Origin of the sequence: Thermoanaerobacter mathranii subsp. mathranii str. A3 (assembly GCF_000092965.1) — a bacterium.
Taxonomy (GTDB): domain Bacteria; phylum Bacillota; class Thermoanaerobacteria; order Thermoanaerobacterales; family Thermoanaerobacteraceae; genus Thermoanaerobacter; species Thermoanaerobacter thermocopriae.
On sequence record NC_014209.1, the window covers coordinates 1,377,501 to 1,398,885 of the forward strand.

Sequence of the window (21,385 nt, forward strand, 5' to 3'; positions counted from 1 at the left end):
TACAATTGAATATTTTGGTCGGTTATGATATAAAGAAGTTATCAAAAGTTGCAAGGAGAGATATTATGACAGACGTTATATTAAGAAACACAAATATTAAAAGGATTTTAAGCGGACACCCTTGGATTTACAAAACCGAAATAGATAGAATTGAAGGAGATTACACTCCAGGTGGAATTGTAAATGTTTTAAATCATAAAAAAGAATTCATAGGAAAAGGCTATATAAATTTAAAATCCATGATAACAGTAAGACTATTGACCCGGGATATTCATGAAGAAATAGATGAAGAATTTTTTAGAAAAAGAATTAAAAGAGCCTGGGAATACAGAAAAAAGGTTATGGACAATTTAAACTCCTGTAGAGTCGTATTTGCAGAAGCAGATTTTTTACCTGCTTTAATCGTGGACAAATTTGGTGACTATCTCGTTCTTCAAACACTTTCATTAGGTATAGATCGATATAAAGAAACAATAGTAAAGCTTCTTATCGAAATATTAAATCCCAAAGGAATTTATGAAAGAAATGATGTAAATGTAAGAGAATTAGAGGGCCTTCCACAGCAAAAAGGTTATTTGTACGGCAAGTTTGACACAATGCAACAATTTGAAGAAAATGGAATAAAATTTTGGGTAGACATTGAAAATGGCCAAAAGACTGGATATTTTTTAGATCAAAAAGAAAACAGAAGAGCAATTCAAAATTATGTCAAAGATGCAGAAGTTCTTGATTGTTTCAGCCACACTGGTTCATTTACAGTACATGCCCTACACTATGGAGCAAAAAGAGTCGAGACAGTCGACATCTCTGAGGAAGCCATTGAAATGGCCAAAAAGAATGTAGAACTAAATGGTTATCAAGGAAGATGTAATTTCGTATGTGACAACGCCTTTGACATATTAAGAAGATATGATAAAGAAGGCAGAAAGTTTGATACTATAATACTAGATCCCCCTGCCTTTACAAAAAGTAAAGAAACTGTAAAAGACGCATTAAGGGGATACAAAGAAATAAATTTAAGAGCATTAAAAATTCTAAGAGAAGGAGGCTTTCTCATCACTTGTTCTTGTTCACAGCATATAAAACCAGATATGTTTTTAAGTGTCATTAAAGAGGCAGCCAATGATGCTAAAAGAAATGTAAGACTTGTAGAACAACGTACTCAATCAAAAGACCATCCAATATTATTAGCCTCTGAAGAAACTCAATACTTAAAGTGCCTAATTCTACAAGTCTTATAAAAAGAACACTTTCCCTGTTTTATCATATTGTGTAATAGGGAAAGTGTATAAATGAGGTGAAAAAATGGAGAGGCAACAATTAGGCTCCAGGCTTCTATATGAGGGTACCGTCGGATACGATGTTCTTCAACTTCAGATGATTCTTCAAAGTTTAGGCTATGACCCTGGTCCAATAGACGGCATTTTTGGACCAAGAACCAAAAACGCTGTTATGAGATTTCAAAGGGACAATGGCCTTAAAGTTGATGGAATTGTAGGACCTGAGACAATGAGAGTTATAAATATGCTTATACCTTAAAATTTCCTGCTTCCCGGCTTTACAAGAGGAATGCCTTCTTTGCAAAGGGGGCATTCCTCTCTTTCAAATGCTTCAACGTACAAGCTTACCACAGACTTAAAAAGAACTTCAAAATTTACCTTTCCGTCGCTTCTATCAACTATACTTCCAACTCCTATTACATTACCTTTTAAGGAATTGACTAACTCTATAACTTCTTTTACGGAGCCCCCTGTTGTCACTACATCTTCTACTACAAGCACATTTTCTCCTTCTTTGATTTCAAACCCTCTTCTTAGCTTCATCATTCCTTCTTCTCTTTCTGCAAAAAAAGCTTTTGCTCCAACCTGACGAGCAACTTCATAGGCTAATATAATTCCTCCAATTGCAGGTCCTATTACAACATCTATTTTGTAATCCTTAAATTTTAGCGCCAACTCGTTACTAAAAATTTCGCTGTATTTAGGATATTGGAATATTTTCGCACACTGCAAATAGGTATCGCTGTGTTTTCCTGATGTCAATAAAAAATGTCCTTCGTTAATTACTCCTAACTTGCTAAAAATCTCTAAGACTTCTTCTCTTTCCATTTTCTCATCCCCTTTAATCAACCTTTAAAGAACCTATAATCTCATTTATGTCCTCTATATTGTTTAAAACCATATATTGTCTTATCCCCTCAATAACCTCAATTGTGCAATTGGGATTCACAAAATTACAAGTGCCAATTGCCACTGCCTTCGCCCCCGCAATCATAAATTCTAATGCATCTTTAAATGAACTTATACCGCCCATACCTATAACAGGAATTTTCACGGCTCTCACTGCCTCATACACCATCCTAAGGGCAATAGGCTTTATAGCAGGCCCTGATAATCCTGCAATGACATTCTTAAAAACAGGTTTTCTTGTATCAATATCTATAGCCATCCCTGCAATTGTATTAATTAAAGATACAGCATCTGCTCCTCCATCTTCTGCTGCTTTAGCACAAACCCCAATATCCGTCACATTTGGTGTTAATTTTACAATAACGGTTTTTTGTGTAACTTTTTTTACTTCTTTTGTTATATTAAATATATCATCAGGATTTATTCCAAAAGCCATACCACCTTTTTTCACATTTGGACAGGAGACATTTATTTCAATTCCATCAACACCATCTATATCAAGCTTCTTTGCCATATAAGCAAATTCCTCAATGGTTTCTCCTGCAATATTCACTATTACAGCAACATCATAATCTCTTAAAAAAGGCAGCTCTTTCTCAATGAAAGCATCTACACCCGGATTTTGAAGCCCTACACTGTTTAGCATTCCACAAGGAGTTTCATAAACTCGTGGAGGTGGATTACCTTCTTTAGGTTTTACTGTAAGTCCTTTTACAACTATCGCTCCTAATTGATTTAAATCAATATATTCTCCGTACTCTCTTCCAAATCCAAAAGTACCTGAAGCTGCCATTACTGGATTCTTTAATTTAAGTTTTCCAATTACAACTTGTAAATTCAAAATTCCACCTCCTCAGCCCAAAAGACGGGACCATCTTTACACACTCTTTTGTACTCAAAACCACCATCTTTTTTCACTCTACAAGCACATACAAGACAAGCTCCTATGCCACAAGCCATCCTTTCTTCTACAGATATTTGACAAGGAATATTATTTTTCAAAGAAATCTCTTTAAGAGCTTTTAGCATAGGCTTTGGTCCACAGCCATATATTATGTCAATCTTATCAATTATATCTTCAATTGCTTGTGTCACCATTCCTCTTTTCCCAAAACTTCCGTCCTCTGTCGTGACAATAACTTCTCCTAAATTTTTAAACTCCTCCACAAGAAAAATTTCACTTTTAAATCCCAACGCAATATACAAATTTTTTGCTTTGATTTTTTTAGCAAGGTATAGAAGGGGAGGAGTGCCTATTCCCCCACCTACTATTAACACATTTTTGTCCTCATATAGTTTGAAGCCATGTCCGTGAGGACCTGTGACTTCAATTGTATCTCCTTTTTTCATTTCGGATAAATTTTTAGTACCTTCCCCTTTAACCTGATATACAATTGTCATGGATTTGTCATCAGCAGAGCATACACTTATAGGCCTCTTTAGAAAAGTCTTGTCTTTGCAGTCCACCATTACAAATTGGCCTGGAGAAGGTATTCCCCCCTTCCACTCATATACCAATTTATAAATGCCACTGGCTATCTTTTCATTAGACAATATCCTGCTCTTCATCTTTCACCTCAACAAGCGATGTATTTTCTTTTAACAAGCCCATTGTTAATCATGCCTGTCATAAGAATTACCTCTGCTCTCGCCGCTTGTGCATACTCATATTCAGAATATACATCTTTCCAGTAAGGACTTTGATACGCATAGATAACGCTCCGGGAAGAATTTATTATCGCGCCAAGTCCATTCTCATCAAAACAATCCATTATATCTTCAACAGTCCCCCCTTGTGCCCCATAGCCTGGCACTAGAAAGAAACAATTTGGCATTTCCTTTCTTAGCACTTTTGCTTCCTCTGGATAAGTTGCACCTACTACTGCACCTATAGAACTATAGCCATATTTCCCAACTGCTGACTTTGAAATTCTATTTATTATTTTAGCAACTCGTTGATAGACGTATTCTCCTGTTGCAGTTTTTATATCCTGTATATCTTTAGAACCTTTATTTGAAGTCTTGACAAGTGCAAATATACCCTTATCGTATTTAATCGCATCTTCTACATAAGGCATTATAGTGTCTTCACCCATATAGGGATTTACAGTAATAGCATCAAACAACTGGTTTTGCAAATAAGCTTTTGAATACATTTTTGCAACCTCTTGTATATCTCCTCTTTTAACATCCGCTATTACCATAAGCCCTAAATTTTTAGCGTATTCAGCAGTTTTGAAAAAAGCTTTAAATCCTTCTATCCCATAAGCTTCATAAAAAGCAACTTGGATTTTGACTGCAGGTACAATATCGTAGACTGCATCTATTATCCCTTTGTTAAAGAGATATAAAGCTTCGCCCACACCTTCAATGTTTTCGCCTCTTTTTTTAAAGGCAGTATCCTTTATAAACTTAGGCGTCATTTCAATTCTGGGGTCAAGTCCTACCACTACAGGACTTTTTTTAGATTTTATATTTTCAATTAACCTATCAATAAACATATTCCTCATCCTTTACTGAAAGTTTATTCATTTTATTGTATAAATATTTATTACTAATTATACCTCAATTTTTTCTTTTTTTCTATCCTTTTTGTATTTTATTTCTCCTTCTACTATCGTATATTCCACGACTCCTTTTAATCTCATACCATGGAAAGGTGTGTTTTTTCCTTTTGATTTAAATTTATCTTTGTCAACTACATACTCTTCATAAGGGTCTACAATCACAATATCCGCCGTCTTGCCAACCTTTATTCCACTGGATATACCCAATATATTTGCAGGATTTATACTCATGTAATTGACTAACTCTTTTATGGTTATTTTTCCTGTCTGTACAAGGAAAGTATTTATCACAGAAAATGCTGTTTCTAAACCTGATATTCCAAAAGCAGCTATGTCGTAAGGTACTTTTTTGTCATCCTTAGTGTGAGGGGCATGGTCTGTCGCGATTGCATCTATTGTGCCATCTTTCAATCCTTCTATTAATGCTTCTATATCCTCTCTTGTCCTTAAGGGTGGATAAGCTTTTGTGTTTGTATCGTAATTATAGACTGCTTCATCTGTCAAGGTAAGATTGTGAGGAGTCACTTCAGCAGTTATTTTCACTCCCTTTTCTTTCGCTTCTCTTATAAGTTCGACACTTCCTTTTGTTGAGACATGTGCGATGTGAAGCCTTACACCAGTAGCCTTTGCAAGTATAATATTTCTTGCAAGCATGACTTCTTCTGCTTCTCTTGGTATGCCTTTTAATCCTATCATTGTGGAAATTACCCCGCTATTCATTACACCTTCGCCACTTAATGTTTTGTCTTCACAGTGGGTTATCATGAGTAAGTCATACATTTTTCCATATGTCATTATCCTCTTCATAAGCCCTGCACTCATTATTGGAAAACCGTCATCAGACAAGGCAACAACCCCTGCTTTTTTAAGTTTTGCCATTTCGGTTATTTCTTCGCCTTTCATTCCCTTTGTCATAGCTCCTATAGGTAGTACTTTTACAACTCCTTCTCTTTGCGCAATGTTTTTTACATATTCTACTACTATTTCATTGTCTATAGGAGGATTTGTATTTGGCATGCAGGTAACAGTAGTGTAACCTCCTGCTGCTGCAGCCTCTGTACCTGTTTTAATAGTTTCTTTCTCTTCAAATCCCGGTTGCCTTAAATGGGTGTGCATGTCTACAAAACCGGGAAGTACATATTTGCCTGTTGCATCAATCACTATCCCGTCTGAGACTTGTATATTTTTGTCAATCGCTTTTATGATACCATAGTCTATTAATATATCCGCTTTAACTTCACTCCCAAACCCATCTATTACAGTACCATTTTTTATAATCATCTTCATTTTAATTTCTCCTTTCACAAAGTATTTTTAAAAGTGCCATCCTGACAGCAACACCGTTTGTCACCTGTTCTTCTATGACAGAATACTTGTCATTTGCTGCTTCTGACGTAAGTTCAACATTTCTGTTTATAGGCCCTGGATGCATCAATATCGCATCAGGTTTTGCAAGTTTCATTCTCTCTTTATTTATCCCAAAATACTCTCTGTATTCGTCAATTGACGGGAATAGGCCACTTTTTTGCCTTTCCAATTGAATTCTTAGTCCCATCACTACATCCACATCTTTTATAGCTTCCTCTACATTGTAGTAAGCTTTAACTCCCATTTTTTCTATTGCAGGAGGTATTAAGGTTGAAGGGCCTGCAGCTCTCACCTCCGCCCCCATCTTTTTAAGTCCCCATATGTTTGACCGTGCAACTCTGCTGTGCATAATATCTCCTATTATTGCTACTTTCAATCCTTCAAAGCTTTCTTTCTTTTCTCTGATTGTCATCATGTCCAACAAGGCTTGAGTAGGATGTTCATTTATACCATCTCCTGCGTTTATGATAGAGGCATCAGTGTATTTTGCCATAAGATGCGGCGCTCCACTCATGTTGTGTCTTGTTATTATCACATCCGCCTTCATCATCTCAACAGTCCTTATGGTGTCTATTAAAGACTCCCCTTTAGCAACACTGCTGGTTGCCACTTCTATATTGCCGTAATGAGCGCCTAAATACTTTGTTGCCATCTCAAAAGATAGTCTTGTCCTCGTGCTAGGTTCGAAAAAAATCGTTACAACTGTCTTTCCCTTTAGTATCTGCGAATATTTTTCTCCATTTAGAATTTTTTTCATCTCCTTTGCGGTTTCTAAAACTTCCAGTATTTCTTCTTTCGATAAATCCTTAATGCCTAACAGGTCTTTTCTCTTCACATTACCTTCCTCCTTTTAAAAAAAGAGTAGTCACCACATCACAATAATGTGAAATGGCACTACTCTTTTTGTATAAAATATTCTTTTCTGTTAAAATTAGGGTTTTGAATTTTGGCATAAAAAATCCTCCCTTCGCAAAATTTAATACTCCGGGAGAATATCTATTAATTCTCCCTTTTTAGCCTCGCTGGGCTAAATTAAAGGTACTACTTTTCAGTTATTACCACTCTGTTGACTTTGTCTACTTCCTCCAACATCACATTTACTATTTCATTTTTTGATGTTGGAACATTTTTACCTACATAATCTGGCTTTATAGGCAATTCCCTGTGCCCTCTGTCTATTAATTCTGCCAGCTGTATTGCCTTAGGCCTTCCTAAATCGATAATCGCATCCATAGCAGCCCTTATAGTCCTTCCTGTGTATATCACGTCGTCCACTAATACCACTATTTTACCTACCACATCCACACCTATATCTTTTTTCTTGACTACTGGCTGTTCAAGGTCCGTTGTAAGGTCATCACGGTATAGGGTGATATCCAATGACCCTACCGGAGGTTTTTTTCCTTCAATTCGCGATATATACCTTGCTATTCTTTCTGCTAAAGGCACTCCTCTTGTCTTAATGCCTACCAAAACCACATCTTCAATGCCTTTATTCCTTTCCACAATCTCATGGGCTATTCGTATAAGTGCCCTGTCTATAGCTTTTTCATCCATTATCTCTGCTTTTATCTTCAACTTCCTAACCTCCACAAAAAAACCTCTTGCACTGGCAAGAAGTTTTTTATGCTACATTATTTGTAACCTTGCCAGCCTCACAGGACTGCTTAAAGGACTTCGTTTTCTATATATTATCACATTCTTTTCAACTTGTCTATAGGAATGTTTAAAAAAAATAAAAATTGTGCTAAGATGTTAGTATTGACACCAATATTAAAAGAAGGATGTGACAAAATGGAAGTAGGAAAAGTACCTGTAGAAATACTAAAAAGAAGCGTTTTCCCTTATCTTGGCGTTAAAAGAAAAGAAGTTTTAGTCCACTCCCAATTAGGAGAAGACAGTAGCATAATCGATTTCGGCGAATACGTGGCAGTCCTTTCAACAGACCCCATAACAGCAGCAGACAAATTAAGTGGCTTTTTATCTGTCATAATATCCTGTAATGACTTGGCTTCTTGTGGCGCAAAGCCAATTGGAATATTATCAACTATACTGCTGCCCGAAGGCAGTGATGAATCTGTACTCCATAATTTAATGGAAGAAATAGATAAAGCAGCAAAAAAGCTCAACATAGAAGTTTTAGGAGGCCACACAGAAATAACCACTACAGTAAACAAGCCTATTATAAGCACAACAGCAATTGGCATGGCTAAAAAAGGTGAGTACATAACCACAAAAGGCGCAAAAATAGGCGATGATGTCATAGTTACAAAAGCTTTAGGCCTTGAAGGCACAGCAATTTTAGCAACTGACTATGAAGATTTGCTGCTAAAGCGCTACGATAAAGATTTTGTTTTAAAAGCCCAAAGTTTTATAAACGAAATAAGTGTCATAGAAGAAGGACTTATTGCAGCACAAAATGGTGCAAATGCAATACACGATATAACAGAAAGCGGAATACTAGGAGCAGCCTATGAAATCGCAGAAGCATCAGGCCTTGGCATTGAAATATATGAGGAAAAATTGCCAATACGCCCTGAGACAAAAGAAATTTGCCGTTTTTTTGACATAAACCCTTTGAAACTTATATCCAGCGGTTCAATAATAATTACTGCCAGTGACAGCAGTAAAATAATCGATGCTTTAAATAAAATTGGCATAGCAGCTACAATTGTAGGTAAAATAACAAAAGAAGGAAAATACTTGGTAACAGCCCATGGAAAAAAAGAGATAACTCCTCCTGAAAGAGATGAGATATACCTTGTAAATAAAGATAGGATTCCCACTTAATCCTATCTCAGACTGTAGACAAACTTTCGGAAATAGGATATTTTGCATAAGGAACGACTTGTGACAAAGCGATAACAAAACTTAATGAGACCGAGGGTGGAGGCAGGGCCGAAGCCAAGGATGGCGGAGGCGGGCACTAAGACAAGGAGGTCGAATGTGCCCGGAACCCTGCCGGAACCCGAGGGTCGAGTTTAGTTTTGTCGCTTTGGAACACCGGAGTGACGCTGCAAAATATCCTATTTAAAAAATTTTTTACTTTGTCAACAAACTGAGATAGGATTCCCACTTAATCCTATCTTTATTTATTTCTCAAAATCTCTATCAATTTTTTAAAATACTCAGGAAGTGGAGCTTCAAACTCCATGTAAACTCCTTTTGTAGGATGCATAAAGCCTAAAACACGTGAATGTAATGCCTGCCCCTCCAATTTAAACTTTTGCTTTTTAAATCCATATACTGGGTCTCCTACAACAGGATGACCAATAAAAGCCATGTGCACTCTTATCTGATGAGTCCTACCTGTCTTTATAACCGCCTCTATCAACGTATTTTCTTTAAAACGCTCCAAAACTTTGTACAATGTAAGAGCATATCTTCCATCCTCTATTACAGCCATCTTTTTTCTGTCAACAGGGTGCCTTCCTATAGGTGCCTCAATTTTCTCCTCTTCATTTTTTATAACTCCCTCTACAATAGCGACATATTTTTTAAAAACACTTCTCTCTTTTATTTGATTAGAAAGGCTTATGTGAGCTTTATCATTTTTAGCAACAACCATCACACCAGAGGTATCCTTATCAAGCCTGTGAACTATACCCGGCCTTAAAATGCCATTTATCCCAGACAAATTTTTACAATGGTAAAGAAGTGCATTAACAAGTGTACCGCTGTAATTACCCGGCGCCGGATGCACTACCATTCCCTGTGGCTTATTTATTACAATTATATCATCGTCTTCATAAAGAATATCCAAAGGTATATTTTCCGGCAGTACATCAATTTTCTCTGCCTCTGGGATATTTACAACAACCTTATCATTCTCTTTTACCTTATAACTGGGCTTTACTGTTTTACCATTTACAAAAGCAAGCCCATCCACAATCAATTTTTTAATATAAGACCTTGTGTAATCTAACTCTGCCGCAAGGAAAACATCTATTCTCTTTCCCTCATCCTCTTTTTCTCCTTGCAAAACTACCTTGTCAACTATGTTCATCCCATCACGCCTTCTCCTTAAAAATCATAAGATATCCTAATATAATAGCTCCTATAACTATAAAAGAATCTGCAACATTAAAAACCGCAGGGAAAAATTTAAAATCAATAAAGTCTACAACATACCCCAGCCTTACTCTGTCAATTAGGTTTCCAATAGCACCACCTAAAATCATAGCAAGTGTATAATTATACACACTATTTTCCGGTAATTTAATCATAGAATAAATCAACACAGCTCCTACAATTATTGTTATAACTATAAAAAAAAGAGTCTTATTCTGAAGCATACCAAATGCCGCACCTTTATTTTCTACATAAGTAAGATGAAAAAAATCCTTTATAACAGGATAACTTCCTATAGGCATAAGATATTTTACTGCAAGATATTTTGTCACTTGGTCAAGCAAAACTACAAACGCTACAATAATTATCTCCAATGCCAATTCCTCCTATGTATTCATTTGTTTTTGTAACCATATTGCTGTACGAATATATTATACAGAAAAATTACAAATTAAACTATAGCTTAATTTATAATTAAACCTTCTGCAAAATATTAATCTATGTCTGTAATGAATAATTAAAATTAAATATTTCTTTTAGACACAAAGAATATTCTAAATTTTATGCAAAACAAGCCATCCAATATAAGGCGCTTATTGCCTTAGATGGCTAAAAAAACTGATTAATTTTCTAGTCTATAATCTAATTATTTAATTCATACTCTCTTTTCAAAATAGAATACATCTTCATATCCCAAAATCTCCCTTTTATAAAAACTGTTTCTCTCAATATCCCTTCAAACTTCATACCAACTTTTTGCATTACTCTCTCAGAAGGTATATTTTCCACCTTGCACCTTGCCTGTATTCTATTAAGATTCAACTTTTTAAAGCCAAACTCTATTACTTTTTTAACTGCCTCTGTCATAAATCCTTTATTCCAGTATTTTTTGCCAAGCACATACCCTATTTCTCCTGTCATATTCTTTTCATCAATAAATACATATCCACATGTTCCAATTAATTTGCCATTTTCTTTTAAATATAATCCCCAGTCTGAAGGCTCACTATTTGCATATTTTGACAACAAAAGATTAATAAACTTTACAGAATCCTCAATACTTTTATGATATTCCCATGATACATATTTTGTAACTTCTGGATCCCTTGCGTATTCAAACATGTCTTCCGCATCTTCTAAACTTATTTTCTTTAATATAAGCCTTGGAGTCTCAAGAACAGGTTGATAAAACTTTTCCATATTTTTTACTTCCTTCCTTAAAAATATATACAATTAATTTTCACTTACAAATTCAACAAATAACCATTTTTCTTGAGCCAGTCTTCCTGCTTTTTATAATCCGGCATTAACATCTTTACTTTTATCCAGAAATTCTTTCCATGATTTCTTTCTTCCAAGTGTGCAAGCTCATGCACAACAACATAGTCTATTACAGAAATAGGAGCCATTATAAGTCTCCATGAAAAATTTAAGTTTCCATTTGAAGCACAAGAACCCCACCTTTTTTGTGCAGACGTAATATTTATCTTATTGTATTTTAAATTACTCTTTTGTGCATACCACTTGACTCTTTCAGATATCTTCTTAAAAGCTTCTTTTTTATACCAATCAATAAAAACCTCTTTTGCTTTATCTAAAGCATTCTTTGAAAGATAAAAACCATCTTCAAACTTAAGAGAAATCTCCTGATTATCTACTATATACAGCTTATAATACTTACCAAGATATAAAAACCCTTCCCCATTCACAAATTTCTTTTTTAAAGCTTTAGGATCCCTTGCCTCTTTCTCCTTCTTTTTTTTCTCAATCCACCTTGAATGCTTTTCTATAACCTCCCAAATTCTCTTTTCATCTATACCAAAAGGTGCTTTCACTATAAGAGTAGCATTATCTGTAATCTGCAATGCTATTGTCTTTCTTTTTGAACGTATTATTTTCTCAATCTTTATGTCTAACATAATTTCACTTCCTATAATGGTGATAAGATACTTAATTCTTTTTTAAATATACTACATCTTATTTCTTATCCTCTTTATAATTGCATTGGGTCTTTTTGAAAATTCTTCTATAGGTATTTTGTCTCGTAAAATATCATCTTTATAGATATTATAATAACCCTCATTTATAAATATCGTTAAATTCCCTATTTTAAAGCCTGTTATTTTTGTATTTTCGTCAATCACTTTACTATTAATATTGACTTTTAAAAATTCTTCTTGATGCTCATACAACCTCTTAAGTTCCAAATAAAGTCTATAGTCTTCTTTTGTTTTTATACAAAGTTCTGATACGTTTTTTGCATTCTTAAGAAGAAACAAATTAGTATATATACGATTTGTAACTCCAAAAGGACCACAAGTAATAGGTCTTTCAAGCTTTTTCCATTCTTCTATTTCAAATTTCACATATAACTCATCAGAATCCTTTGGTATTTCTTTTATATCTTTCCTTTTTACTATTTCAAAACCTTTTATCCTCCCATAATAGTGTATCCCAGCTTCTTTATCAAATTTTTTGATTGACTGGTATATCGCAACATATTTAAACTTCATACCGCTAGACTTAATATTTTTATAAGGTATATGATAAAAATTATATTTGAGATTTATATCAAGCTGCTCTTTACTTGACAACGGAACAACAAGTACTTCTTTATCATCAAACTTTACTTGATCAATGTATTCATATGTACCACCTTGAAAAACTGAATCTTCAAAAGCTGACTCAAAAGAATTATTTATAAGGTCATCTATGAATTTCTCAACAAGCTTAGTAGAACCAGGTAAAAATGGCAGTCCTCCCACATTAACTTTTTCAATACTTTTATAAAAATGATGTTCTTTATATTTTTCTTCGTCAGAATATGGAAACAATACAAAAGCCCCGAAAACCATTCTCTCAAAATTTTTATTATTTTTATTTTCATACACAATGGCATCACGGTATCTATGCATAGTGTTTATATCCTCTTCTTCCGGACCTGGAGAACGATATTTATTATAATAATCTGTATCAACAACTGCAGGATTTATTTTGTATTTTGCATCAAGTACATATTTAAATATAGTGTTTGATCCAACTTTGCTCAACGATAATATACTATCAGGCATTTGAGGTGTAGTTGGGATATTATCATATTTAAATTTCTTATTGTACACTAGGGAATATATCTCCCCATTTTTTGGATTTTGATATTCAACACGAGTCTCCTCGCCTTTTGTCAAAGTAACAGTAAGTCCTCGATTATTAAATTTAATAATACCTTGCTTTACAAGATTATATTTTTCTCTCAATATTGAATTAAGTTTGATAAAACACCAATATTCATATAATATAGCCAAATCTTTCATAGATATTTTAAAAATGTATTCCCTTATCATAAGTCCCTTTAAAAGCATAATATAATATTTATAAACATCCTTGTATCCTGGCGCCATATTAAGCACAAGGGAAAGTGAATTCATAGTATATATATCTCCAACATCTTTCAAAAAACTGTAATTTAAATTCCTTCCAAGCTTATATATCATCGCTTCAATGCTTTTTTTAATATTTTCATCAACAATACTTGATTCTTTTTCATAATTTTTCTTAACTAAATTAAGCTTTTTTATTATAGATTTTATAATGTATTTTACCAATCTGTTTTCATATGTATCATAGGTAATAGAACTCTTTACAGAGCAAACTTTGTCAACTATTATTTCCCCATTAATGTTCTTCACATATTGAGGATGCTTGTTAATCCATTTTATCCCCTCTCTGTCAACTCTTTTTGCAGTATAATATTTGAGAATTTCTCTATCTTTTTTTAATACATGATGGGGCATATTTAGCACAATCATAATTGACTTATTTAACTTATCAAAAACTTGATTTATAATCGCAAAAAATTCAGTGAGGCTATTTCCTCCCTTGTTTTTAGTCATGCTATAAAAGTATGTCCTTTTATAAAAATCAAATATAAGATTGTATAACTCATTATTAATATCTTGTAAAAGAGCATAATAATCCTTTTGATAGTCGATTTTAGAGGGAAAAACCTCAATAGTTACCTTTAGATATTCTCGATTATTCACTAGCATAATAAGCTTTGAATATCCAATATCATTTTTAAAATTAATAATACCTGATAATACTCTTTTGGAAGCACCTACAAAACGTACTTTGTTCCTAATATTTATATTCTCATGCCAAAATGACACCTCATCATCAGTTTTTTTCTCAATCACAATTTCATAATTTTGCTGTTCATAAAAAAGAGGATAACTATCCCCCGTATATGACACCAACTTATCCTCTATTGGTGAATAAATTTTAGCAGTATATTCTGTACACGAGATATATATTTTTGCCTTTACGTTTTCATTGATATTTAAAGCTCCAACATTAGGATGATAGGGATTGCCTTTTATTGAAAAATCAAATTTCGGAGTAGATATATAAAGCAGGTCAACATCAGAGCCAGTATGACGTAAATCCATCTTCTTCATATCTCCTTACCATATAAATAATTTTTTCTGCTGACCTTGGATATACACAATTATCCATATCTTTAAGCATCTTATCACTAACATCCATATCCTCATATTCATACTTGGCTTCATAATTGCCAGAACATATTTTAAATAATTCGACAAGTATTTTCTTTATACTGATACTGCTTCCGTGTATCCTGGGCAAAATCTTTTGCAATATTTCTAAATCCATCGCTTCATCAAAATCCATTAAACCATTTAACTCATTGTATATCATATAAAAACTTATTTCATCTCTCACCCTATAACCAAAATGCAAATTTCCTTCTCTTAGAACATCATTAATTTTTTTTAAAACCAAAATCACATCATCAATAATTTCCCTATAATCAAGACAATCATTTAATGTTAAAAATTCACTCTTCAAAAAACTATTGTTTAATACTTTTTCAGTAATTTCTTCGATATCTCCAACAAAATAATCGAGGTTTACATCAGAAAACTCAATAACATTTGCTCTATCAAGCACTTTTTTGCTAAAGGGAAACGTAGTCTCATCCATATTAACAGTGCCAATGAAATATAAATTTTCAGGTATGTACAAATTGCCATATTCATGGAAAGAATTTTCATCTAACAGTTCTTTGTTCAAAAGGGGATCTGTAACAATTCTATCGCCATCCTTTTTTCGTGACTCTATAATTGAAAGAATATCGCTGAAATAATACTCAACACGTGCAAGGTTCATTTCATCCAATACAAAAAAGTAAGGTCTATTTATATCGTTTATAGCCTTTTTTATAAAATTTGTTAAAACACCAGGATGAAATTTATTATGCATATCTTTGTAACCTAATAATTCCGTAGAATCTGACCAGTCGGGTCTTACAGGTACCAACATAAATCGTCCATTCTTGGTATTGCAACCGATAGCCTCCGCAAAAAGTCTTGCAAGTTTGCTTTTCCCAGTGCCTGAAATACCAGCAAGAATTAAAAATGGCTTTGACTTCAAGGATAAATAAAAATTTTCTATTAACTTATCATTGTAGCTAAACCCATGATTTTTTATGTAACTTTTTATGTAATCAAGTTCATCTTTGACGTTATAACTAGTATTGTTGTCAGGTATATAATCTTCCTCATTTTCATATATTTGTTCCTTATCTTCACCGCTTAAAACAGAAACATTTTTATAAATATTTATCAAATCATGAAGGTCATTTTTTAATGTTTCATCATCTGGTAAATCATCATTCTCATATTTTTTATAAAATATTGTCCCTTTTTCATAAAATTCATTGCCAATTGATAAATTATTATCTGTATTCCATCCCTTTGCCTCCATTTTACTCCTTATCTTTAAAGCAAGAGATAACATTTTTTTAATGGCCACAAGTTTACCATATTTATCTTTTAACTTAGTATAGCCTTGATTCAAAGTTAAATATAGCCTTTTCATATCAGAAGAAAATAGATAAACAATATATACCCCTTCCATTGTAGTTTGTGTAATATTTTTGTCCATAAGAGCAACCCAAGGAACTTCTGCCCAGTTACCTTGACCATTAGAGCCTTTAATAAAATATTCATCACCTATAAAATCAAATTTTTGTATCTCCTGAGGTATTTCTTTTCGTAATATATCTCCTATTCTATTTCCTTTAAATGGCTGTGAGGTTCTTGCTTTTATATAATTATCCATAACCTCTTTAAAAAGAGTCTTTAGTGACATTTTTATCTTACCTTTCTCAAAAATATAAATTTCTCTAGTTATTATTCAAAATATCCCATTTTTATTTAATTAAACACTTTATATATTTCGACATGTATTTTAAAAATTCCTTCTTAAGCCTCTTTTAACTTCCTTTCACTACATTATTTTTTTAAATTAGACTTGTGCAAAATTCAAAAGCCTTTATTTAAGCCATTCTACAGTTTTCCTATCACTCTTGAATTTTTTATCTTTTATGTAGGATTTCCCCTCCCATTTGTCGAATTATTATATATACCGCATGAAAATATTTTTTAAGGAGGGGGAAATCCTACATGTACCAGCTTCAATTACTTTTAAATATACCTGAACTCTTTACTTCTCTGTCTAAAATTGATTTCTATTCTTCTATGTTTAAAAATCTAGACTTGTCTTCAATACCTGAATTCCCTTCCTCTAGTCCTGGCCGTAAGGGTTATTCTCATCATGCAATGTTTAGAGCTTTTATTGTTATTAAGCTTTAAGATTCGGTACAATTTCTGACCTTTTAGATTATCTCCGCAATAATCTTATCATTGCTCATCTTTGTGGCTTTAACATCCTTAAACCTCTTCCTTCTTATTGGACTTTCCGCCGTTTTATTAATGACTTCTCTCATGATTATTTGACCTCTATCTTTCAAAATCAAGTCAATATCCTCAAAAATATGGACATTATCTCTGGTGAGTTTATTTCCATGGACTCTACCCCTATTAAAGCTAACACTAAGTTAAATAACCCTAAGTCTTTTTCTAAAAATAAATTCTCTAAAGATAATCAGCCTAAGTCTGATAAGGATTGTAAATTATTGGGTTTATTCTGCTTCTAATGATTCTTCTAATAAACGTTATAAGTTTTATTGGGGCTATAAAAATCATATTATTGTTGATGCTATCTCTGGATTACCTATCGCTGAAACTACTACTCCCGCTGATGTCCCCGATTTTGAAGTTGCTTTGTCTTTACCTGAAAAGACTAATAAGTGGTTTAACCTTAAATATGTTAATTTTATTGCCGATAAGGGGTATGATGTTAAGAGAGTTTATAATTTTGTTAGAGATACTCTCCATGGTTATTGTTTTATTCCTCTTAACAAGCGTAATTCTAAAAATCCCCCTCTGACTGATGATGGTTATATGGTCTGTGAAGCGGGTATTAAAATGCTTAAAGATGGCAAGCAGTATTTTGATGGTTTTATTAAGCAAAAATTTGTTTGCAAGTTCTGTAATTCTAAAGATGATTCTGCCTGCCCTATAAAGCATCCTAAATATTTTAATGGCAAAAAGCATAGAGGCTGTACTAAGTATGCTATTATATCTTCTGATTATAGGTCCTCTATTAATAGAGATTCCCTATATTTCAAGGCTGTCTATAAATTGAGGATTGAATCAGAAAGATATAATTCCCGCTTTAAAGCTCTGGATTTTGAAAAGGCTTATGTCAGAAATATTAATTCTGTCAGCAACCTTAATACTTTTGGCCATATTACTTTGCTTACTGTGCTATTGTAGCTATTAAACTGGGTAAATTTGATGAGTTTAGATCTCTCGTTGTTTTGATGCAATCGGCCTAATTTTTGCTGAATCTAGTTCATGTCATTTTTTAACATTTGACTTCTACAGGATATTTATGCCCTTTTTTAGCCTTCTTTTTGTCTTTTCTTTTCTCTTACCACTTCCTTTATGTTTGATTGTCAGTTTTAATTACTATATATTGTATGTCATACATATTATGGTTTTTTGCCATGATTATTTTTATTAATTTTGCACATCCCTACAATATTATTTAATACTCGGAGTTAACTCCAAATCAAGGGTTTTAATATAGTAGCACTACCCGTGCTACTATATTAAAGAAACAGCGTATAATTTGTGATTATTTTTAAATCCTGTCTTAATCCAACCATTTTCTCAGGAGGTCAATTGTATTAACTCTAAGCCGTGTAAGCGAAACTTCCACCCATTTACTGATTTATCTTCGATAGAAGTTTCTAACCCAAGTTTGTTTTATACACGTGCTTTGGCTATGCATCTTTTCCCTCTATTTTAAGCTGCAAATAATATTCATCAGAAACAGGTTCCATCCATTCAACTTCACCCTTTTGAGGATTGGCTGTAATCGCGATATGAGAAAGCCAACTATCCTGAGCCGCTCCATGCCAATGTTTAACACCCGGTTGGATTTTTACAACATCGCCTTCTTTGATTATCTGTACAGGCCGACCTTCTTCCTGATAATAGCCTCTTCCTCCGGTAACAAGCAAAATCTGTCCGCCGGGATGTTTATGCCAGTTATTCCTTGCACCCGGCTCAAAAGTAACATTATAGATTGGGCAATTAAAAATGCCGTCGTTAGAAACCAGCGTTTCAACCCAGACTGTTCCTGTAAAATGTTCACTTTCAACTTTTTGCCCAAGTGGGAAAATTGTTCTGCCGCTTAAGTTTCTTGGTTCGGTTTTATCCATTCTTTTTTCCCCCTTTCATTTACGGTATACTATGATATCAAACCAAGTCTCTTAAGCCAGTCTGCAATATCTTTGTCTGCTCTGTTAACATTGCTTCCTCGAATGGCTAAACCGGGCAGTACCTTGGTATTCGAGCAAAGTTTTTTGATGTCGTGCTCACTGCTTCCCATTCCACTGCCTTCATGGGTGCAAAACGGAGCAATGGTCCTTCCCGCGAAATCGTAAGACTCTAAAAATGTAAATACCGCCATCGGCATTGTTCCCCACCAATTGGGATAGCCGAGGAAAATCATTTCATAGGAACTTATGTCTTCGAGCTTGTTTGCAAGCTCAGGTCTAGCATTTTGTCTTTTCTCTTCTTTTGCTAATTCTGTCGTTTCGTAATAATCTTCTGGATATTGTTTTGCTGTTCTGATTTCGAATAAATCACCACCCGTTAATTTTTGTATTTTTTCAGCTACTACTTCTGTATTTCCAGTCGCCAGGTTTGTAATTCTACCATTGACATAATTGTTTCCCTTACGAGAAAAACAAGCGATGAGAATTTTCGAATTTGGCATTTTCTATCTCTCCTAAGCTTTTTGCCAATGTTATTTTTTCATCTGTTTTTCCCAAAATTTTATAGCATCATTTATCCATCCCTCTGCGATGGTTCCTTCCCCAAGTCCAAATCCATGTGGGAGTCCAGGAAAGACTTTTATTTCCGCATCAGTTCCATTTTTCTTAATCCTATTGATTCTGTCTTCCATTGTTTTGTAAGATGCAATCCAATCATTTGTTCCTACACATGCAAATGTTGGAGGTTCCCTTCCCGTCACTTCCGACAAGCCAGTATACTGCATAATGACAACTGCAGGACGTGGATATCTCTTCTCACCAAAGCTCTCGGTACCATAGCTTCCAAGCCATGCTGCCACACGTGCTCCGGCAGATCCTCCCCACAGCGAATAGTCTCGCATGTCTATTCCGAGTTCGTCGGCATTCTCATGCAGGAAAGCAATTGCCCTTGCAAGATCCTCGCAGGCAGTCTGTGCACCAGGACGATAAATCAAAGCGAATGCGTTATACCCTTTTTTACTTAGTTCAAGAGCATGCGGAAAACTATCCTGCATTGCACCAACAAATACAAACCCTCCACCTGCAACGACAATTGCTGTCTTTGCTCCTTTTTCGCCGCGGAAAAAGAATAATCCTGTATTTTTTTTGTCAGGATCCTGTAATTTTTCTTCATCGGAATAAATATCATAGAAAATAGTGTCTCCTGATTCAGCCCGTTCTTTCAGATAATTAACAATTTCTACTGTTTTATTTGGATTAATGTTGTTATACCACATAAGTGAGAGTTCCCCAAGAGTATCTCCACTGTAGTACTTTTTATCTGTTGGAAAGAGAAGTCTACCAAAATTTTTGAAAGCTGGATACTGAATCACATCTTCGATTCGTGTATTTGCAGTGAAAACTTTATAATGTTGGTCTTTCCCCAAGTCCGACCGAATCTCCTCCTGTTCCTTTTTAGTCTCATCTTGACCGTTCCAGAATGCTTTCAACCCATTATAGATGTACTCCATTGCAGCTCTCATATCATGAGAATATCCCTGCTTAACGCGAAACGCAAAATTGCCGTCAGCTCTATCATCGACGTCGATAAAATAAGGGGATTCTCTTATAAGATCTGTTCTTGCTTTATCGTAGCTGTATGCAAAATCATTAGTTCCTGTCATCACAAAAACGAAATATTCGTGAGGATTATACCGGTTAGCTGCAGCAAAGATCTCTTTGTCATCAAGAGTTGTCCCACAGCTTATCGGCAGGAAATAGCGAAAGTAATCAAGTCCATATTGAAATGTTCGCCACGTTGCGACTGCTCCCATTGAAAACCCACCGAATCCTCGGTGATCACGTGAAGCGATAAGATCTTCTTTAGATGTACTCGCAGCATAGGTGCTGTATGTTCCTTCTACCGCGGGGATTAGATCATTTAATAACTCGTTATGGTAATTCCTTGTCAGCTGCATAGCTAAAGAAAAGTTGCTGGAATCCAATCCGTTCTCATTTGTGTTGTTATAGGTCGGACATACTATGATCAGCGGTTTGATCTCGCCTGCAGCAATTGCATTATCAATGACGTTCTTAAGTGGGGATGAACTGTTCGGGGTTCCGAGCATCGTAGTCTCATCTCCCCATCCACCATGCATCAAATAAAATACACCATATTTCTGATTCTCGTTGTAGCCATATGGAAGATATACAATCGCATGTTTTTTAAGAGGTTTTGATTTCCTAAAGTAAGAAAAAGACTCATAGGTATCGTAATACAAATCTACCAATGTTCCCGGTTGTTTTGACACTTTAAAATATTCGTCTGGAATTTCTCTTAGTTCTTGTGGAATTTTTATATTTTTTGTTCTCATCTCATTCGAAGACTCTGCTACATTGTCACAGCCAACAAACAATAGCCCCATGAGAAGAATAAGACCTGTAATTACAATTTTTCTCATTTTCCCCCCTCCCTCTGAAATATCCGGCTGAAAGAACTT

At 34.3% G+C, this 21,385-nt stretch carries 19 protein-coding genes and 1 pseudogene; 4 read left to right on the forward strand and 16 right to left on the reverse strand.

Features of this window, described 5'->3' with window-relative positions; genetic code table 11:
* The first annotated feature begins 65 nt into the window (after nucleotides 1-65).
* The gene (locus TMATH_RS06885; RefSeq protein ID WP_013150405.1) at nucleotides 66-1,241 is read left to right on the forward strand and encodes a class I SAM-dependent rRNA methyltransferase; all 1,176 of its coding nucleotides are present in this window, start codon (nucleotides 66-68) and stop codon (nucleotides 1,239-1,241) included.
* A gap of 64 nt (nucleotides 1,242-1,305) precedes the next feature.
* Nucleotides 1,306-1,539: a peptidoglycan-binding domain-containing protein gene (locus tag TMATH_RS06890; RefSeq protein WP_003868407.1), complete on the forward strand. Its 234-nt coding sequence runs from the start codon at nucleotides 1,306-1,308 to the stop codon at nucleotides 1,537-1,539.
* Here the strand turns inward: TMATH_RS06890 and pyrE are convergent.
* The 7 genes from pyrE to pyrR all read right to left on the reverse strand — a co-directional run bounded on the left by pyrE (nucleotide 1,536) and on the right by pyrR (nucleotide 7,702).
* Complete coding sequence (gene pyrE / locus TMATH_RS06895; RefSeq protein ID WP_028992377.1) at nucleotides 1,536-2,108, reverse strand: orotate phosphoribosyltransferase; 573 nt, start codon at nucleotides 2,106-2,108, stop codon at nucleotides 1,536-1,538. The genes TMATH_RS06890 and pyrE overlap by 4 nt on opposite strands.
* Nucleotides 2,109-2,121: 13 nt before the next feature.
* Nucleotides 2,122-3,030, reverse strand: coding sequence for a dihydroorotate dehydrogenase (locus TMATH_RS06900; protein ID WP_013150407.1), 909 nt, complete (start codon nucleotides 3,028-3,030; stop codon nucleotides 2,122-2,124).
* The gene (locus TMATH_RS06905) at nucleotides 3,027-3,758 is read right to left on the reverse strand and encodes a dihydroorotate dehydrogenase electron transfer subunit (protein WP_013150408.1); all 732 of its coding nucleotides are present in this window, start codon (nucleotides 3,756-3,758) and stop codon (nucleotides 3,027-3,029) included. The genes TMATH_RS06900 and TMATH_RS06905 overlap by 4 nt, the downstream gene beginning before the upstream one ends.
* Nucleotides 3,759-3,766: 8 nt before the next feature.
* Nucleotides 3,767-4,690, reverse strand: a complete 924-nt coding sequence (gene pyrF, locus TMATH_RS06910) for an orotidine-5'-phosphate decarboxylase (protein ID WP_013150409.1) — start codon at nucleotides 4,688-4,690, stop codon at nucleotides 3,767-3,769.
* A 57-nt stretch (nucleotides 4,691-4,747) separates the two neighbouring features.
* Nucleotides 4,748-6,043, reverse strand: a complete 1,296-nt coding sequence (locus tag TMATH_RS06915; RefSeq protein ID WP_013150410.1) for a dihydroorotase — start codon at nucleotides 6,041-6,043, stop codon at nucleotides 4,748-4,750.
* Nucleotide 6,044: 1 nt separating this feature from the next.
* The gene (locus TMATH_RS06920; protein WP_013150411.1) at nucleotides 6,045-6,959 is read right to left on the reverse strand and encodes an aspartate carbamoyltransferase catalytic subunit; all 915 of its coding nucleotides are present in this window, start codon (nucleotides 6,957-6,959) and stop codon (nucleotides 6,045-6,047) included.
* Nucleotides 6,960-7,165: 206 nt separating this feature from the next.
* Nucleotides 7,166-7,702 carry a bifunctional pyr operon transcriptional regulator/uracil phosphoribosyltransferase PyrR gene (pyrR, locus tag TMATH_RS06925; RefSeq protein ID WP_004401205.1) on the reverse strand — a complete coding sequence of 179 codons (537 nt, stop codon included), beginning with the start codon at nucleotides 7,700-7,702 and terminating at the stop codon, nucleotides 7,166-7,168.
* A gap of 216 nt (nucleotides 7,703-7,918) precedes the next feature.
* Here pyrR and TMATH_RS06930 point away from each other — a divergent pair, with 216 nt between their 5' ends.
* Nucleotides 7,919-8,914, forward strand: a complete 996-nt coding sequence (locus TMATH_RS06930) for an AIR synthase family protein (RefSeq protein ID WP_013150412.1) — start codon at nucleotides 7,919-7,921, stop codon at nucleotides 8,912-8,914.
* A gap of 298 nt (nucleotides 8,915-9,212) precedes the next feature.
* Here TMATH_RS06930 and TMATH_RS06935 read toward each other — a convergent pair whose 3' ends face one another.
* The 6 genes from TMATH_RS06935 to TMATH_RS06960 form a co-directional block, all read right to left on the reverse strand.
* Nucleotides 9,213-10,130: an RluA family pseudouridine synthase gene (locus TMATH_RS06935; protein WP_013150413.1), complete on the reverse strand. Its 918-nt coding sequence runs from the start codon at nucleotides 10,128-10,130 to the stop codon at nucleotides 9,213-9,215.
* 4 nt (nucleotides 10,131-10,134) lie between these two features.
* On the reverse strand, nucleotides 10,135-10,569 hold the full coding sequence (gene lspA, locus TMATH_RS06940; protein ID WP_013150414.1) for a signal peptidase II: 435 nt from the start codon (nucleotides 10,567-10,569) through the stop codon (nucleotides 10,135-10,137).
* Between the two features lie 268 nt (nucleotides 10,570-10,837).
* Nucleotides 10,838-11,395 (reverse strand): GNAT family N-acetyltransferase, encoded by a 558-nt coding sequence (locus tag TMATH_RS06945; protein WP_006570348.1) that lies wholly within the window; start codon nucleotides 11,393-11,395, stop codon nucleotides 10,838-10,840.
* Nucleotides 11,396-11,439: 44 nt separating this feature from the next.
* Nucleotides 11,440-12,114, reverse strand: coding sequence for a M48 family metallopeptidase (locus TMATH_RS06950; protein WP_013150415.1), 675 nt, complete (start codon nucleotides 12,112-12,114; stop codon nucleotides 11,440-11,442).
* A gap of 51 nt (nucleotides 12,115-12,165) precedes the next feature.
* Entirely contained in the window at nucleotides 12,166-14,640 is a 2,475-nt protein-coding gene (locus TMATH_RS06955; RefSeq protein WP_013150416.1) for a DUF2357 domain-containing protein, read from the reverse strand.
* On the reverse strand, nucleotides 14,615-16,336 hold the full coding sequence (locus TMATH_RS06960; RefSeq protein WP_232192550.1) for an MrcB family domain-containing protein: 1,722 nt from the start codon (nucleotides 16,334-16,336) through the stop codon (nucleotides 14,615-14,617). The genes TMATH_RS06955 and TMATH_RS06960 overlap by 26 nt, the downstream gene beginning before the upstream one ends.
* Before the next feature lie 344 nt (nucleotides 16,337-16,680).
* On the opposite strand from TMATH_RS06960, the pseudogene TMATH_RS12030 reads away from it, so the two are divergent.
* Nucleotides 16,681-17,957: pseudogene (locus tag TMATH_RS12030) on the forward strand (transposase).
* A gap of 450 nt (nucleotides 17,958-18,407) precedes the next feature.
* Here the strand turns inward: TMATH_RS12030 and TMATH_RS06975 are convergent.
* The 3 genes from TMATH_RS06975 to TMATH_RS12590 are packed head-to-tail and all read right to left on the reverse strand — an operon-like array spanning nucleotide 18,408 to nucleotide 21,346.
* Nucleotides 18,408-18,848, reverse strand: a complete 441-nt coding sequence (locus TMATH_RS06975) for a (R)-mandelonitrile lyase (protein WP_013150418.1) — start codon at nucleotides 18,846-18,848, stop codon at nucleotides 18,408-18,410.
* Between the two features lie 29 nt (nucleotides 18,849-18,877).
* Nucleotides 18,878-19,408, reverse strand: coding sequence for a flavodoxin (locus TMATH_RS06980; protein WP_013150419.1), 531 nt, complete (start codon nucleotides 19,406-19,408; stop codon nucleotides 18,878-18,880).
* 30 nt (nucleotides 19,409-19,438) lie between these two features.
* Nucleotides 19,439-21,346: an alpha/beta hydrolase-fold protein gene (locus TMATH_RS12590; RefSeq protein WP_013150420.1), complete on the reverse strand. Its 1,908-nt coding sequence runs from the start codon at nucleotides 21,344-21,346 to the stop codon at nucleotides 19,439-19,441.
* Between the last annotated feature and the right edge of the window lie 39 nt (nucleotides 21,347-21,385).

What these genes read in the sequence shown, in the direction of transcription:
- TMATH_RS06945 (WP_006570348.1), bottom strand. Translation starts at nt 11,395, where the DNA reads ATGGAAAAGTTTTATCAACCTGTTCTTGAGACTCCAAGGCTTATATTA.
- pyrE (WP_028992377.1), bottom strand. Translation starts at nt 2,108, where the DNA reads ATGGAAAGAGAAGAAGTCTTAGAGATTTTTAGCAAGTTAGGAGTAATT.
- TMATH_RS06915 (WP_013150410.1), bottom strand. Translation starts at nt 6,043, where the DNA reads ATGAAGATGATTATAAAAAATGGTACTGTAATAGATGGGTTTGGGAGT.
- TMATH_RS06935 (WP_013150413.1), bottom strand. Translation starts at nt 10,130, where the DNA reads ATGAACATAGTTGACAAGGTAGTTTTGCAAGGAGAAAAAGAGGATGAG.
- TMATH_RS06950 (WP_013150415.1), bottom strand. Translation starts at nt 12,114, where the DNA reads ATGTTAGACATAAAGATTGAGAAAATAATACGTTCAAAAAGAAAGACA.
- TMATH_RS06975 (WP_013150418.1), bottom strand. Translation starts at nt 18,848, where the DNA reads ATGGATAAAACCGAACCAAGAAACTTAAGCGGCAGAACAATTTTCCCA.
- TMATH_RS06885 (WP_013150405.1), top strand. Translation starts at nt 66, where the DNA reads ATGACAGACGTTATATTAAGAAACACAAATATTAAAAGGATTTTAAGC.
- TMATH_RS06960 (WP_232192550.1), bottom strand. Translation starts at nt 16,336, where the DNA reads ATGGATAATTATATAAAAGCAAGAACCTCACAGCCATTTAAAGGAAAT.
- TMATH_RS06905 (WP_013150408.1), bottom strand. Translation starts at nt 3,758, where the DNA reads ATGAAGAGCAGGATATTGTCTAATGAAAAGATAGCCAGTGGCATTTAT.
- pyrF (WP_013150409.1), bottom strand. Translation starts at nt 4,690, where the DNA reads ATGTTTATTGATAGGTTAATTGAAAATATAAAATCTAAAAAAAGTCCT.
- TMATH_RS06930 (WP_013150412.1), top strand. Translation starts at nt 7,919, where the DNA reads ATGGAAGTAGGAAAAGTACCTGTAGAAATACTAAAAAGAAGCGTTTTC.
- TMATH_RS06955 (WP_013150416.1), bottom strand. Translation starts at nt 14,640, where the DNA reads ATGGATTTACGTCATACTGGCTCTGATGTTGACCTGCTTTATATATCT.
- TMATH_RS12590 (WP_013150420.1), bottom strand. Translation starts at nt 21,346, where the DNA reads ATGAGAAAAATTGTAATTACAGGTCTTATTCTTCTCATGGGGCTATTG.
- TMATH_RS06890 (WP_003868407.1), top strand. Translation starts at nt 1,306, where the DNA reads ATGGAGAGGCAACAATTAGGCTCCAGGCTTCTATATGAGGGTACCGTC.
- TMATH_RS06980 (WP_013150419.1), bottom strand. Translation starts at nt 19,408, where the DNA reads ATGCCAAATTCGAAAATTCTCATCGCTTGTTTTTCTCGTAAGGGAAAC.